This window comes from Micromonospora citrea (assembly GCF_049629545.1).
In the GTDB taxonomy this organism is placed as follows: domain Bacteria; phylum Actinomycetota; class Actinomycetes; order Mycobacteriales; family Micromonosporaceae; genus Micromonospora; species Micromonospora citrea_A.
The window spans coordinates 1-15,062 of the sequence record NZ_JBNADX010000008.1; the positions used below are offsets into that span (position 1 = coordinate 1).

Sequence of the window (15,062 nt, forward strand, 5' to 3'; positions counted from 1 at the left end):
GCCTACCCGGACCACTACGCCCAGTGGGAGCAGCAGGCCGCCGACCTCGTCGCCGAGCACTGGAACAGCTGACCCACCCACACACGCATACTGGCCGGCACCCCACACTGGGGTGCCGGCCAGCGGCGTATGCAGGACGGTGGCGGCAGCGGAGCAGATCGACACCGCCGGCAACGTCATGTCAGCGCCGAGGGTGGATGGGCGGCCGACGGCGGGTCACGGCCGAGGGCGGGTGGGTCGGTCAGGGGGCGGCGCAGGCGCTCAGGGCGGCGGAGAAGCTGGTCAGGCGGATCGACGGAGGCGGGAAGGGCTCGATCCAGCCCGGTCCCGCCGCGTGCACGCGTACCCCGGGGAAGTCGCGACCGAAGCGGACCAGGCGGTACGCGCGGCCGGTGAGCGGGGTCTGCGACCAGACCAGCACGGCGCGCGGACGGGCCCGGACCACGGCGGAGGCCAGCGCCGCCCAGGGCAGCGCGGGCCCGAGCAGCAGACAGCCCCTGCCCTGCTCGCGCAGCGCCGCGGCGAGGGCGTGCAGCCCGAGGCAGTGCGCCTCGTGCTCGACCCCCGCCAGCAGCACCCCGTCCTGCCGCAACGGCCGGCCCGGATCCCGGCGGTGCACGTCCAGGCCGACGCGTACCCCCTCGGAGAGCGCGTGTTCGACGACGATCTCGCCCGGGGTCTGCCCGTGCAGCGTCGCCAGCAGCGGCACGCACAACTGCTCCCACACCGCGGCGACACCCGACGCGGCGGCGAACTCCAGGACCAGCGCGGCGACCCGGTTGGCGTCGAGGTCCTCCGCGGCGGCGGCGAGCCGCTTGCGGGCCTCCTGCACCGCGTCGGCCGGCATCGGACGTGTCTGCACCAGACGTACCCCCCGGGTGAGTGGTCACTACCAGGGGGTTCGTCGGGACGGCCCGGTTCGGATGCGCCGGGACGGGATTATCTGCGCCGGGCGGCCGTCCACCTCAGGACCAGCGCGGCGACGCTGCCCCAGATCCCGCGCCGGAACAGCAGCACGACGAGGACGAAGATACCGCCGGTGACCAGGCCGATGGCCTCGAATCCGGAGAACGACAGCCAGTCCTCCAGCCGGACCACCACCACCGCGCCGAGCACGCCGCCCCAGAGGGTGCCGATACCGCCGAGCACCACCACGATGACCGCCTTGCCGGAGGTGGTCCAGTGCAGCACGTCGAGCGAGACGAAGCGGTGCCCGACGGCGAAGAGCCCGCCGCCGAGCCCGGCGATGAAACCGGAGAGGACGAAAGCGGTCAGCTTGTAGCGGTGCACCGGGTAGCCGAGGGCGCGGGCCCGGGCCGGGTTGTCGCGGATGCCGACCAGCACCCGGCCGAACGGTGAGTGGGTGATCCGCCAGGCGCCGGCCAGGCCGAGCAGCACGATCGGCAGGATCGCGTAGTAGAAGTAGTAGTCGTCGGTCAGGTCGAGGCCGAACAGCGACCGGGGCACGCCCTGCAGGCCGTTCTCGCCGCCGGTGACCGAGCGCCACTCGTTGGCGACGTAGTAGACCATCTGCGCGAAGGCCAGCGTGACCATCGCGAAGTAGATGCCGGTCCGCTTCACCGCCAGGTACCCGATCGGCAGCGCGAGCGCCGCCGCGCCGAACGCGCCGGCCAGCACCGCGACCGGGAACGGCAGGCCGGCATGGACGGCCACCAGCCCGGTGAGGTACGCCGAGGTGCCCCAGAAGGCCGCGTGCCCGAAGGACATCAGCCCGGTGAAGCCGAGCAGCAGGTCCACCGAGACGGCGAAGAGCGCCCAGCAGAGGATGTCCACCGCCACCGCCGGGTACAGCCCGTTGGGCAGCCAGAGCGCCACCGCCAGACCCGCGGCGAGCAGCGCGTACCGGACCCAGCCGGGCGCGCGGGCGACGGCGAGCAGCCCGGAGCGGGCCGGTGCGGCCTCGGTGTCCACGGTCGCGGTCATGCCGGTGCCTCCTCACGGCCGAACAGCCCGGCCGGCCGCCAGAGCAGCACGGCGGCCATCACGACGAAGACGATCGTCTGGGACACGATCGGGAACTCGGACAGGTACGCCTCGCCCCACGCCTGGACCAGGCCGATGCCGAAGCCGGCGGCGACCGAGCCGAAGATGGAGCCGAGACCGCCGATCACCACCACCGCGAAGACCACGATGATCAGGTCTGCGCCCATCAGCGGGTTGACCGCCCGCATCGGCGCGGCGAGCACACCGGCGAGGCCGGCCAGGCCGATGCCGAAGCCGAAGACCGGGGTCACCCACCGCCCGACGTCGATGCCGAACGCGCGGGTCAGCTCCGGGCGCTCGGTGGCGGCCCGGACCACCATGCCGATCCGGGTACGGGTGAGCACCCACCAGACGGCGACGCAGAGCAGCAGGGCGAAGCCGAGGATGAAGACCCGGTAGGTCGGGAAGTCGAAGAGCCCGAAGTCGACCGAGCCGCTGAGCTCGGCCGGGGTGGCGTACGGGCTGGACTGCACGCCGTAGCGGGTCTTGACCAGGTCCTGCAGGATCAGCGTCAGGCCGAAGGTCAGCAGGAAGTTGTAGAGCGGATCGAGCCGGGTGAGCCGGTGGATGACCGCCCGCTCCAGCGCCATGCCGACCAGGGCGAGGCCGAGCGGCATGATCACCAGCGCCGCCCAGAACGGCACGCCGGCCTCACTGAGCAGCACGTACGCCCCGAACGCGCCGAGCATGTAGAACGCGCCGTGGGCGAAGTTGACCACCCGCAGCATGCCGAAGATGACCGCGAGCCCGAGGGCGAGCAGGGCGTAGAACGCCCCGCTCACCAGCCCGTTGAACGTGTTCTGCAGGAAGCCGGTCACAGCTTGCAGTCCGGCGAGGGGGCGCGGAACGCCTCCGCGGCGGGGATGGTCTTGAGAATCTTGACGTAGTCCCAGGGCTCGGCGACCTCGGCCTGCGGCTTCACCTGGGCCAGGTACGCGTCGTGGATCACCCGGTGGTCCTCGGCGCGGATCTTGCCGTTGCGCAGGAAGACGTCGTCGACCTCCTTGCCCTCGAGCCCTTTGACCACGGTGTCCGCGTCGTCGGTCCCGGCGGCCTGCACTGCCTCCAGGTACTGCATCGAGGCGGAGTAGTTGGCCGCGTGGGCGAACGACGGCCGGGTGCCGGTCTCCTTCTGGAACCGGTCGGCCCACTCCCGGTTCTGCTGGTCGAAGTTCCAGTACCAGGCGTCGGTGTAGGTGGTGCCGGCGAGCGCGGCCGGGGTGAGCGAGTGGATGTCGGTGATGAACATCAGGCCCACGGCCAGGCCGACGCCCTTGTCCCGCAACTTGAACTCGTTGTACTGCTTGACCACGTTGACCAGCTCCGCGCCGGCCTGCATGGCGCCCAGCACCTGCGGCTTCGGGTTCAGCGTCGGGGCCTTCAGCAGGAAGGACGAGAAGTCACCGCTGGTGTTCGGGAACGGCGTGCCGTCCTTGCCGACCACCTGACCGCCGGCGGCGGTGATCGCGGTGGAGAAGCTCTTCTCCATGTCCTGCCCGAAGGCGTAGTTCGGGTAGAGGATGTACCAGTTCTTGCCGACCTGCTCGGTGGTCACCGTGCCGGTGCCGTGGGCCAGCATGTAGGTGTCGTACGCGTAGTGGAACGTGTACTTGTTGCAGCTCTTGCCGGTCAGCTCGGTGGTCGCCGCGCCGATGTTGAAGTAGAGCTTCCTCTTCTCCTTGGCCATGTCGGCGACCTTGAGGGCGGCCGAGGAGGTCGGCACGTCGAGGAGGGCGTCGACGCCCTTGCGGTCGTACATCTCCTGGGCCTTGCTGTTGGCCACGTCCGGCTTGTTCTGGTGGTCGGCGGTCTCCACGCTGATGTTCTTGGTCACCGCCTTGTCGCCGTACTTGGCCTTGAAGTCGGCGATGGCCATCTCCACGGCCTTGACCGAGTTCTTCCCGGACAGCTCCGAGTAGGCCCCGGACTGGTCGTTGAGCACACCCAGCACGATCTTGTCGCCGGTCAGCTTCTGGTCGCCGCCGGACTGCGGACCACCGCCGCCGCAGCCGGCCACCAGCAGCACCGCCGCCGAGGCGGCGGCCACACCCACGCTCTGACGCATGTCATCCCCTTCGTACCGCGCGCATCGGCGCGGGTCAGCCGTCGATTCAGATGCCGAGGTACGCCAGCAGCTCGCGCTCGCGCGAACGCACCTCGGAGTTGTCCAACGCCTCCACGACACGCCCCTCGGCCAGCAGGTAGTGCCGGTCGGCGACGCCGGTGGCGAAGTGCAGGTTCTGCTCGACAAGCAGCACGGTCACGCCGTGCTGCTTGGCCTCCCGCAGCAGGTCGCCGACCTGCTGCACGAGCAGCGGCGACAGCCCTTCGGTGGGCTCGTCGCAGAGCAGCAGCCGGGCGCCCATCCGCAGCACCCGGGCCAGGGCGAGCATCTGCTGCTCGCCGCCGGAGAGCATGGTCGCCGCCGAGTCGCGCCGCTGGTACAGGGCGGGGAACGCCTCGTAGACGCGTTCCAGGGACCACGGGTCGGGACCGACCCGGGGCGGCAGCGTCAGGTTCTCGGTGACGGTGAGGGTGGCGTACGCGCCACGGTCGTCGGGGACCCAGCCGAGCCCGGCCCGCGCCCGCTTGTACGCCGGCAGCCGGCCGATGTCCCGTCCGTCCAGCTCGACCGTGCCGCGCTGGCCGGGGTGCAGCCCCATCACGCAACGCAGCAGGGTGGACTTGCCGGCGCCGTTGCGCCCGACCAGGGTGACCACCTCGCCGGCGGCCACGTCCAAGCTCACCTCCCGCAGCACCTGCGCCTCGCCGTACCAGGCGGACAGGGTGTCAATGCGCAGCATCAGCGGCTCCCAGGTAGGCGGTGATGACCCGTTCGTCGGCACGGACCTGCTCGTAGGGGCCCTCCACGAGGACTGTGCCGGCCTGCAGGACGGTGACGGTGTCGGCGAGCCGGCCGACGACGCTCATGTTGTGCTCGACCATCACCACCGTGCGTCCCTGCCGGACCGTGGCGATGAGGTCGACGGTGCGGTCGACGTCCTCCAGGCCCATGCCGGCGGTGGGCTCGTCGAGCAGCAGCACCTTCGGGTCGAGGGCGAGCGCGATGGCCAACTCCAGGGCGCGCTTGCGGCCGTAGGCGAGGGCCTCGGCCGGGACCTCGGCGAGCGCGGCGAGACCGACCATGTCCAGCAGTTCGTCGGCGCGGTCCCGGTAGCGGCGCATCAGCGTCGCCGAGCGCCAGAACCGCCAGCCGAGCCCGCTCGGGCTCTGCAACGCCAACTCGACGTGCTCCCGCGCGGACAGCTGCGGGAAGAGGCTGGTGATCTGGAACGAACGGGCGACACCGAGCCGGGCCACCCGCTCCGGCGGCAGCCCGGTGACGTCCCGGCCGGCCAGCGCGATCGTGCCGGCGGTCGGCGGCAGGAATCCGGTGAGCAGGTTGAACAGTGTGGTCTTGCCGGCGCCGTTCGGGCCGACCAGCGCGTGCACGCTCTCCGGGGCGATGTCGAGGTCGACGTGGTCGACCGCGCGGAAGCCCCGGAAGTCACGGGTCAGTCCGCGCGCCGACAGCAACGCTTGCCCGGCCATGGCCGCCACCTCCGCAGGTCCACCGCGACGGCCGGGTCGGTGACCGGGGTCACAGGGCCGTCGCGTGCAGGAAACCTACGGCGCGCGCCAGGAGTCGAGCCATGTCGATCGGACACACATTCGGGCCGGCACGGACGGGCCCGTCCCCCACAGGGACGGGCCCGTCAGCCCCCGTTGGCGGCCGACGCAAGGGGTCGACGGCCACCGATGGGTGGCGACATGTGGCGCCACCACCCGCGGCGCGCGGTCCACCAACCGGGCGGCCACACGCCACCAAGGTGGACCGATCGGCGGCCGGAAAATCATCGCGGCATCGGCCGCCCGATGGCGCCTCAGCCGGTGAGCGCGTCGAGCGCCAGGTCGACGTCGTCGACGGTCGAGTAGAGGTGGAAGGAGGCACGGACCCGACCGGCGCGCACCGCCGCCCGGACCCCGGCCCGCGCCAGCTTCTCCTGCGCCCCGGGCACCTCGACGGTGACGATCGCGCTGTCGCCGGGCGGGCGACCCAGGCCGGCGAGGAACCGGTTGGCCAGGGCGACGTCGTGGTCGCGGACCGCCGGTAGGCCGATCCCGGCGAGCAGTTCCAGGGCGGGCGCGGCCCCGACGTAGCAGAACCAGGCCGGGGAGATGTCGAAGCGGCGGGCGTCGTCGGCCAGCCGCAGCGGCGGGCCGTAGTAGGAGGAGTGCGGGTCCACGGCCGCGTACCAGCCCGCCGCGTCGGGCCGCAGCCGCTCGCGCAGCGCCGGCGCGAGGTAGCCGAAGGCCGCGCCGCGCGGCGCCATCAACCACTTGTACGCCCCGACGACCACCGCGTCGGCCAGACCCGCGTCGAACGGCAGCCAACCGCACGCCTGGGTGGCGTCCACCACGATCAGGGCGTCGTGGGCGCGGGCGGCGGCGACGACCTTCTCGTACTCGGCGACGGCGCCGTCGGCGGACTGCACCAGGCTGAACGCCACCAGGTCGGTGCCGCCGTCGATCGCGTCGACCAGCCCGGCCAGCGGCACGGTGCGGACCTCGACACCGCGCTCGGCCTGCACCAGCCAGGGGAAGAGGTTGGAGGTGAACTCGACTTCCGGGACCACCACCCGCGCCCCGGCGGGTAGCGCCGCGGCGACCGGCGCGAGCAGCTGCGAGACGACGCTGCCGATGACCACGTCCGCCGTCGACACCCCGACCAGGCCGGCGAAGGCGGCGCGGGAACGTTCGGCCGCCTCCCCCCACGCCTCCCAGGAGGTACGCCCCACCCGCCAGTCGGCCATCGCCTCCTGCACCGCCGTCCAGGCCGGCTCCGGGGGCAGCCCGTAGCTGGCGGTGTTCAACCAACCCGGCTCCGGCTGCCACAGCTTCTGCGCCTGCTCCAGCTCCATGCCGCCGACGCTACCGACGGGCCGGGGACGACCGTCAGCGCCAATCCGACGGTGGTGGCCCGGGGACGGGTCAGCTGACGTTGGCGGGGCCGAGGACGCTCTTCAGGTCACCCATCAGCGCGGTGGTGGGCGCCACCCGGAACGGCCCGAGTCGCAGGGTGGTGGTCTTGCCGCCGTTGAGGAGCTTGACGTGCACCTCGGTGTCGCCGGGGTGCAGCACCAGGGTCTCCTTGAGCCGTTCGACCAGCGGCGGCGTGCACCGGTGCACCGGGATGGTGAGGGTGACCGGCTTGTTCGCCGGGTTGCTGCTGATGTCGGGCATGGACATGTCCATCGCCATGATGCGCGGCGTGTCGTCGCGGCGGTCGACCCGGCCCTTGACCACCACGATCGCGTCCTCGGCGATGTACTGGCCGATCACCTCGTAGGTGTTGGGGAAGAAGAGGGTCTCCACGCCGCCGGCCAGGTCCTCCAGGGTGGCCGAGGCCCAGGCCCGGCCCTGTTTGGTGACCCGGCGTTGCACACCGGAGAGGATGCCGGCGAGGGTGACCACCGCGCCGTCGGGGACGGTGCCCTCCTCCGACAGCGCGGCGATGGTGCAGTCCGCCGCCGCGCCCAGGACGTGCTCCAGGCCGAAGAGGGGGTGGTCGGAGACGTACAGGCCGAGCATCTCGCGTTCGAAGGCGAGCTTGTCGCGCTTGTCCCACTCGCTGTCGCCGATGGTCGGCATGACCGTGGTGCTGCCGCCGGTGTCGGCGTCGCCGAAGCCGGCGCCGAAGAGGTCGTACTGGCCGACGGCCTCCTTGCGCTTGACGTCGGCGTACGCGTCGATGGCGTCGGCGTGCACCGCGAGCAGGCCCTTGCGGGGGTGCCCGAGGGAGTCGAACGCGCCGGCCTTGATCAACGATTCGATGGTCTTCTTGTTGCAGACCACCGCGTCGACCTTGGCGAGGAAGTCGTAGAAGTCGGCGTAGTCGCCCTTCTCCTGGCGGCACCGCATGATCGCGGCGACCACGTTCGCGCCGACGTTGCGCACGGCGGCGAGGCCGAAGCGGATGTCCTTGCCGACCGGGGTGAACGGCCCGGCCGAGGTGTTGACGTCCGGCGGCAGGACCTGGATGCGCATCCGGCGGCACTCGGACAGGTAGAGCGCCATCTTGTCCTTGTCGTCGCCCACCGAGGTGAGCAGCCCCGCCATGTACTCGGCCGGGTAGTGCGCCTTCAGGTACGCCGTCCAGTACGACACCAGCCCGTACGCGGCGGAGTGCGCCTTGTTGAAGGCGTAGCCGGCGAACGGGACCAGCACGTCCCACACCGCCTGGATGGCCTCGTCGGAGTAGCCCCGCTCGCGGCAGCCGTCGCGGAACGGGATGAACTCCTTGTCGAGGATCTCCTTCTTCTTCTTGCCCATCGCCCGGCGCAGCAGGTCCGCCTGCCCCAGGGTGTAACCGGCGAGGATCTGCGCGGCGCGCTGCACCTGCTCCTGGTAGACGATCAGGCCGTAGGTCGGCGCCAGGATCTCCCGCAGCGGCTCCTCCAGCTCCGGGTGGATCGGGGTGATCTCCTGCAGGCCGTTCTTGCGCAGCGCGTAGTTGGTGTGCGAGTCGACACCCATCGGGCCGGGCCGGTACAACGCCAGGACGGCGGAGATGTCCTCGAAGTTGTCCGGCTTCATCATCCGCAGCAGCGACCGCATCGGCCCACCGTCGAGCTGGAAGACGCCGAGGGTGTCGCCCCGGGCCAGCAGCTCGTAGGCGGCCTTGTCGTCCAGCGGCAACCCCAGCAGGTCCAGCTTCTCGCCGTGGTTGAGCTCGATGTTCTTGACCGCGTCGTCGATGATCGTCAGGTTGCGCAGGCCGAGGAAGTCCATCTTCAACAGCCCGAGCGACTCACAGGTCGGGTAGTCGAACTGGGTGATGATCGCCCCGTCGGCGTCGCGGCGCATCAACGGGATGTGCTCGATGATCGGCTCGGCGGACATGATGACGCCGGCGGCGTGCACCCCGGTCTGCCGGATCAGCCCCTCGATGCCCTTGGCGGTGTCGATCACCTTGCGCACGTCCGGGTCCGACTCGTACAGGCCCCGGATCTCGCCGGCCTCGGCGTAGCGCGGGTGCTTCGGGTCGAAGATGCCGGTGAGCGGGATGTCCTTGCCCATCACCGCCGGCGGCATCGCCTTGGTGATCCGGTCGCCCACCGCGTACGGGAAGCCGAGCACCCGGGCCGAGTCCTTGATCGCCGCCTTCGCCTTGATCGTGCCGAACGTCGCGATCTGCGCGACCTTGTCCTCGCCCCACTTGTCGGTGACGTACCGGATCACCTCACCGCGCCGACGCTCGTCGAAGTCGATGTCGACATCCGGCATCGAGACCCGCTCGGGGTTCAGGAACCGCTCGAAGATCAGCCCGTGCGGGATCGGGTCCAGGTCGGTGATGCCCAGGGCGTACGCGACCAGCGAACCGGCGGCCGAGCCACGACCCGGACCCACCGCGATGCCCTGGCTCTTCGCCCACTGGATGAAGTCGGCGACCACGAGGAAGTACGACGGGAACCCCATCTGGTTGATGACGCCCAGCTCGTACTCGGCCTGCACGACGTGACCCTCGGGGATCCCGCCCGGGTAGCGGCGGGCCAGCCCGGCGAACGTCTCCTTGCGGAACCAGGACTCCTCGGTCTCCCCTTCCGGCACCGGGAACCGGGGCATCAGGTTGCGGAACTCGAACATCCCCTTCGGGTCGACCTTCTCGGCGACCAGCAGGGTGTTGCGGCAGCCCTGCTGCCACAGCTCGGAGGAGTCGACCGCGCGCATCTGCTCGGCGGACTTGATGAAGTAGCCGCCGCCCTCGAAGCGGAACCGGTTCGGGTCGTCGATGTTGCTGCCGGTCTGCACGCAGAGCAGCACGTCGTGCGCGGTGGCCTGGGCCTCGTGGGTGTAGTGCGAGTCGTTCGTGACGACGGGCGGGATGTCCAGCTTGCGGGCGATCTCGACGAGCCCGTCGCGGACCCGGCGCTCGATCTCGAGGCCGTGGTCCATGATCTCCAGGAAGTAGTTCTCCTTGCCGAAGATGTCCTGGTAGCTCGCGGCGACCTTCAGCGCCTCGTCGAACTGGCCCAGCCGCAGCCGGGTCTGCACGGCGCCGGACGGGCAGCCGGTGGTGGCCATGATCCCCTCGGCGTGCTCGGCGATCAGCTCCATGTCCATCCGGGGCCACTTGACGTAGTGGCCCTCCATGGAGGCGCGCGAGTTGAGGGTGAAGAGGTTCTTCAGGCCCGTGGCGTTGCGGGCCCACATGGTCTTGTGGGTGATCGCGCCGTTGCCGGAGACGTCGTCGCTCTTCTGCTCCGGCCGGCCCCACTTGACCCGCGCCTTGTGGTAGCGCGACTCCGGCGCGACGTACGCCTCGACGCCCAGGATCGGGGTGATGCCGGCGGCCATCGCCTGGTTGTAGAAGTCGTTCGCGCCGTGCATGTTGCCGTGGTCGGTGATCGCCACCGCCGGCATGCCGAGCCGGTTGGCCTCGGCGAAGAGGTCCTTGAGCCGGGCCGCCCCGTCGAGCATCGAGTACTCGGTGTGTACGTGCAGATGCGCGAACGAATCGCCCATGCGTGGCGCCCCCCGGGGTGTGGATCAAGGCCGCGTCGGAGCCGGCCCGCCCACCCTACCGATCACGTCCGACCGTCTCCACCGACCACGCCGGTGGAGACGAACGCCACCTGCCGGCGGCCGGAGGCAGCGGGTCAGCCGCGCCCGGCGATGATCTTCTCCGCATTCCTCTCCTGCGCCTCGAAGTGGGCGCGGATAGCGGCGAGCTCCTTCGAGTGCTGCTTCAATGCCATTTCCTGGTACGCCGTCTCCACGGTGGCCCACACATTGACCACATTGGCCTCCCGCTTGCACCGCACATCGGCCACCGCAACCTTGATCTCCTCCGGGCTCGGCTCCTTCGTCCCGAACACCGGATTCCCGACCGCCGCCATTGGGTCCGCGTAGTCGTACCCCTTGAGTTTCATGCACGAACTCCACGAGGTGAATACGGCCCGCACCCGGCTGTCCTGCTTCGAGCGCTCCCAACTCTCATTGGCCAGCACACTGCCGAGATCGCGAGCCGGCACTTCTCGGACGCCTTCCATCAGAACTCGGCGCGCCTCGCCGACGCAGCCACCCTCCGGCACCTGCTTACCGGCATAACTGCGCTGCCCCTGCCCGGTGGCAACCGCCTCGGCCTGAGGAGTCAATGGCGTGACCTTCGGACCACTATCGGCAGGCCCCCGGTATCCGCGCTTCGCCGCCAACGCCTCATCGAATATTCCGTAACGCCGGGAATAGTTCATCGAGGGATCCCCGGAAGCCACCTGCGGCGGCAGGGCGAGGCCGAACCTCTTCATGCAGTCGTCAGTCAGAATGAACTCGGCTCTCGTCGAGAGTGTCAGATTGACGGGGGACAGCACGAATCGATCCAACGGTAATGAGAACTTCGTCAGATCGACCAACGACAGCGTGGGTCCGACCCGTGGCTCCGCCGAGGGGTCGGTCCGCGGCGCACCGGCAGCGCCGCAGCCCGCCCCGGCGACGAGGAGCACGATCCCCAGCAGGCCGGCACGGATCGAACGCGACAACGACTTCGACATCAGCTGACCAGAATCCTCCGTTGACCGTCTCGGAACGCCGGTGCGGCCCGTGGGCCGCACCGGCGTCAGGTATGCGAACGTCAGCAACCGTTCCGCATCCACTCCGGGGCGTGCGAGGAGAAGGTGTCGTTGAACTTCGTGCCGACATTGGCACGGTCACCGCCACTGGCGTCCGGCTCCACCGAGAAACCCGAGCCGGTGCAGAAGTGACCGGTCCAGAAAGTGGTCCAGTTGTTGGCGTGGTTCTTCAGTGAGGTCACCGCGTCCCAGAGCCGGGTGCCGTTGTTGAAGTAGTAACCGTGGTACGTCGACTGGGTTTCCCCCATCCCTCGGTAACCGCCGGTGTAGCTGGCATTCTGCCAGACATCGACAGTCGCAGCTTGGGCGGGAGCGACCTGGACCAGCACTCCGGCGGCGGCAAGCAGGCTTGCGGCGACGATTTTCCCCGTGGTCTTGCGCACAGAATTCCCTCTCTTCCGAATACCGGAACAAGCGAGGGATCACATCGTTGGCGCCCACGAATGGCCCACCTCATTCGAGGTGAGCATTTGATCCCCGCTGATATGGAGACTAGCAGACACGAGACGACTACAGGGGGCAGTAAACACTTGACCAAATAAGCGCACAAAGGTCGTCAAAACGGAAGCGTCGGTCGGAGTTCGGCAACTCGCGTCGCGCAACAGCACATTGATCAACATTGGTGGTCCACCTGCCCCTGCATTCGATATCGACTATCGGGCCGTCGAGGTGCGCCACCACGCGCACAGCGGGCGGAGCCGTCGCGGACACCCGCTCGGCGCGTCCCCTCCCCGCACGGTCGGTTCGCCGACTCGGCACCGACCGGGCCGGGTCGGGCGTCATACCCTCGACGGCACGACACACCGGCGGTCGGGGGACCTCACATGCTCCTCGCGGACGACATCGACGAGCTGGCCCGGGCTGCCGCGCGGGGCGAGCCGGGCGCGGTCGACGCGCTGCTGACGGCGGTACGACCCGAGGTGCTCCGACTCTGCGCCCGGCTGCTGCCCCACCGGGAGGACGCCGAGGAGGCCTGCCAGGACGCCCTGCTCGCGCTCGTCCGGGGCATCGGACGCTTCGAGGGCCGGTCGTCGTTCCACACCTGGCTCTACCGGCTCACCGCCAACCGGGCCCGCTCGACGTACCGGGGGCTGCGCCGGCGCTGGCTGGTCGAGTCGGGCGGGGTGCCGTTGCCCGATCCCCCCGATCCCCGACGGACCAGTGTGGTCGCCGGCACCCGCCTGGACCTGCTCGACGCGCTCGACTCCGTACGACCGGAGCTGGCCGAGGCGCTCACCCTGCGCGATGTGCTCGGGCTGACCTACCGCGAGATCGCCGCCCTGGTCGACGTGCCGGAGGGGACCGTGAAGTCCCGCGTACACCTGGCTCGCCGACAGGTCCGGCAGCGGTTGTCCGGTGACTGAGCCCGGCCGCCGACGGGCCCGCCTGGCGGCGGCACTGGTCCTGCTGGTGCCGCTCACGGCCTGCGGCCAGCAGCCGGTCGCCCCGCTACCGGTACGCCCACCGACCGCCGCGGCCACCGACACGCCGCCCCCGACGTCGACCGGGCCGACGGCCGCCGGGTCGGTGCCGGGTCCGCCGACCCCGGCCACCCTCGCGGCGACGCGCCGCCCGCCCGCGCCGGTCCGTCCCGGGCCCACCCGCCGCGGCACCCCCACGCCCTCGCCGACCCCCCGACCGAGCGCCTGTCTCGGCCCGGTCCGCTACGACCTGGTCCTTGCCGACACCGAACTGTCGCAGTTCACGTCGCTCTGCCTGACCGTCGGTGGGGTGCTGCGCATCCAGGGCATCGGCCCGGGCGAGGTCACGGTGGACCGGGAGGAGCTGGTCTCCCACAGCTACGAGGCGGGGGTGGTGGACATCCGCTTCGTCCGCGCCGGCACCGTCGCGGTGCGGATCCCGCGCGACGGTGTGACGTACACCGTCACCGTGGTGGCGGTCCCGGCCTGACCGCCCGGGCGGCCGACCGCCACCGGACCGGTGCGGAGCCGCTACGTCGGGCGTACCCGGATCCCGGCCAGCAGCGCGTCGACGAAGTCCGTCCCGCTGCCCGGCGGCGGCGTGACCTGCACGTAGAGCAGGGCGTCACGACCCACCGCCAGCCCCGCCGCCTCGACGAGCACCGGCCGCCCGGTCGGGCAGGCGTACCGGGCCACCACCCAGTCGACCCCGGCCTGGCGGGTACGCCGCGGAGGCGTACCCACGCAGTCCGCGTGCGGGCGCTCGGCCACGAACCCTTCCGGGGTGGTCCGCCGGGCGGCGCCGGCGGAGAGTCCGACGAAGGCCCCGGGCACGTCCGGGTCGGCCGCCCACCGGTCCGGGTCGGCCGCGACGACCAGTGCCGGTTCGAGGTTGCCGTTCGCGCCGTACTGTCCGGCCCAGCCGCTGCCGGCGGCCCGCCAACCTGCCGGCAGCGCGACGCTGAGCGGCCCGCTGACGCCCCGGGCACCGTCCGGGCGGCCGGCGGCGGCGTCCCCGGCCACGACCGCCAGCGTGCCGAGCAGCAGGACGCCGGCCAGGCCGAACCGGCGGGCCCGCCCTCGACCGGCGGGGGTCGGGCGGCCGACTGCTCCGTCCGGGTCGCAGGTGGTCACGGCGTGCCGCAGCGCCGCCCGGAAGGCATCGGCGTCCGGGTAACGGTCGGCCGGACGCCCGGCGGTGGCCCGGCGCAGCACCGCCGGCACCGCCGCCGGTACGTCGTCGGGCCACGCCGGGGCGGACGCGTGGTCGGGGTGCCGGTCGAGCAGCCGCAGCCCGAGCCGGCCGAGCCCGAACACGTCGCTGCGGGGGTCGACCACGGCGAGCGGGTCGTCCTGCTCGGGGGCCATGTACCCGGGTGTACCGGCACGGGCGGTCAGTCCGGACGCGGCGGCGAGGGCCTTGGCCAACCCCAGGTCGGCCACGAGCACCCGCACACCGTCCGGTCCGGTGGCGAAGAGGATGTTGCCCGGGGTCAGGTCCCGGTGGACCACCCGGTGCCGGTGCAGGACCGCGACCCCGGCGGCGATCTCGCCGAGCACCTCCAGCGCGTCCGCCGCCGGGAGCGGCCCGGCGGCCAGCCGGTCGCGCAGGCTGCCGCCGTCGGCCCAGGCCAGCACCGCGTACGGCCGGCCGTCGGCCAGTTCGCCGACGCCGTGCACCCGGACCAGTCGGGGGTGGTCGAGCCGCCGCAGCAGCCGGGCCTCGTCCAGGAACCGTTCCCGCACCCGCAGGTCGTGGCTCCAGTTCTCGGCCAGCACCTTGATCGCCACCCGGGCGTCGAGGACGGGATCGTGACCGAGCCAGACGGTCGCGAAGGAGCCCGTGCCGAGCAGTCGTTCGATCCGGTAGGGCCCGATCCACTCCGGAGTGCCCATCGTCCACCCCCGTCGGCAGTTCCGGCTGCGACGGTAACCGGCGTGCCCGGGTCACGGCAGCCGCCGCGGACCGGCCCGAGGGCGGATCGACGAGCTGTCGGAGACCCGACGA

At 71.2% G+C, this 15,062-nt stretch carries 14 protein-coding genes; 2 read left to right on the top strand and 12 right to left on the bottom strand.

Annotation, left to right across the window (positions count from 1 at the left end):
* The 11 genes from ACPFP2_RS11095 to ACPFP2_RS11145 all read right to left on the bottom strand — a co-directional run.
* On the bottom strand, positions 1–180 hold a 180-nt coding region (locus ACPFP2_RS11095), incomplete at its 3' end, for a hypothetical protein (RefSeq protein WP_424088648.1).
* Between the two features lie 61 nt (positions 181–241).
* A complete protein-coding gene (locus ACPFP2_RS11100; protein WP_424088649.1) occupies positions 242–862 on the bottom strand; it encodes a transcriptional regulator in 621 nt (206 codons plus the stop codon).
* A 77-nt stretch (positions 863–939) separates the two neighbouring features.
* A complete protein-coding gene (locus tag ACPFP2_RS11105; protein ID WP_424088651.1) occupies positions 940–1,944 on the bottom strand; it encodes a branched-chain amino acid ABC transporter permease in 1,005 nt (334 codons plus the stop codon).
* A complete protein-coding gene (locus ACPFP2_RS11110) occupies positions 1,941–2,822 on the bottom strand; it encodes a branched-chain amino acid ABC transporter permease (RefSeq protein WP_424088653.1) in 882 nt (293 codons plus the stop codon). The genes ACPFP2_RS11105 and ACPFP2_RS11110 overlap by 4 nt, the downstream gene beginning before the upstream one ends.
* Positions 2,819–4,069 carry an ABC transporter substrate-binding protein gene (locus ACPFP2_RS11115; protein ID WP_424088655.1) on the bottom strand — a complete coding sequence of 417 codons (1,251 nt, stop codon included), beginning with the start codon at positions 4,067–4,069 and terminating at the stop codon, positions 2,819–2,821. The genes ACPFP2_RS11110 and ACPFP2_RS11115 overlap by 4 nt, the downstream gene beginning before the upstream one ends.
* Before the next feature lie 46 nt (positions 4,070–4,115).
* Positions 4,116–4,808 (bottom strand): ABC transporter ATP-binding protein, encoded by a 693-nt coding sequence (locus ACPFP2_RS11120; RefSeq protein WP_424088657.1) that lies wholly within the window; start codon positions 4,806–4,808, stop codon positions 4,116–4,118.
* On the bottom strand, positions 4,795–5,556 hold the full coding sequence (locus tag ACPFP2_RS11125) for an ABC transporter ATP-binding protein (RefSeq protein WP_424088659.1): 762 nt from the start codon (positions 5,554–5,556) through the stop codon (positions 4,795–4,797). The genes ACPFP2_RS11120 and ACPFP2_RS11125 overlap by 14 nt, the downstream gene beginning before the upstream one ends.
* Before the next feature lie 332 nt (positions 5,557–5,888).
* Entirely contained in the window at positions 5,889–6,926 is a 1,038-nt protein-coding gene (locus ACPFP2_RS11130; protein ID WP_424088661.1) for an aminotransferase class V-fold PLP-dependent enzyme, read from the bottom strand.
* A gap of 70 nt (positions 6,927–6,996) precedes the next feature.
* On the bottom strand, positions 6,997–10,530 hold the full coding sequence (gene dnaE / locus ACPFP2_RS11135; RefSeq protein ID WP_424088663.1) for a DNA polymerase III subunit alpha: 3,534 nt from the start codon (positions 10,528–10,530) through the stop codon (positions 6,997–6,999).
* Positions 10,531–10,664: 134 nt separating this feature from the next.
* Complete coding sequence (locus tag ACPFP2_RS11140; RefSeq protein ID WP_424088665.1) at positions 10,665–11,555, bottom strand: hypothetical protein; 891 nt, start codon at positions 11,553–11,555, stop codon at positions 10,665–10,667.
* 80 nt (positions 11,556–11,635) lie between these two features.
* Positions 11,636–12,016, bottom strand: a complete 381-nt coding sequence (locus ACPFP2_RS11145; RefSeq protein WP_424088667.1) for a hypothetical protein — start codon at positions 12,014–12,016, stop codon at positions 11,636–11,638.
* Between the two features lie 441 nt (positions 12,017–12,457).
* Here ACPFP2_RS11145 and ACPFP2_RS11150 point away from each other — a divergent pair, with 441 nt between their 5' ends.
* Together ACPFP2_RS11150 and ACPFP2_RS11155 are read left to right on the top strand one after the other, a co-directional pair.
* On the top strand, positions 12,458–12,997 hold the full coding sequence (locus ACPFP2_RS11150; protein ID WP_424088669.1) for an RNA polymerase sigma factor: 540 nt from the start codon (positions 12,458–12,460) through the stop codon (positions 12,995–12,997).
* Positions 12,990–13,544, top strand: coding sequence for a hypothetical protein (locus ACPFP2_RS11155; RefSeq protein ID WP_424088671.1), 555 nt, complete (start codon positions 12,990–12,992; stop codon positions 13,542–13,544). Before ACPFP2_RS11150 ends, ACPFP2_RS11155 begins: the two co-directional genes overlap by 8 nt.
* Before the next feature lie 41 nt (positions 13,545–13,585).
* Here the strand turns inward: ACPFP2_RS11155 and ACPFP2_RS11160 are convergent, their stop codons facing one another.
* A complete protein-coding gene (locus tag ACPFP2_RS11160; protein WP_424088673.1) occupies positions 13,586–14,950 on the bottom strand; it encodes a protein kinase domain-containing protein in 1,365 nt (454 codons plus the stop codon).
* Positions 14,951–15,062: the final 112 nt, after the last annotated feature.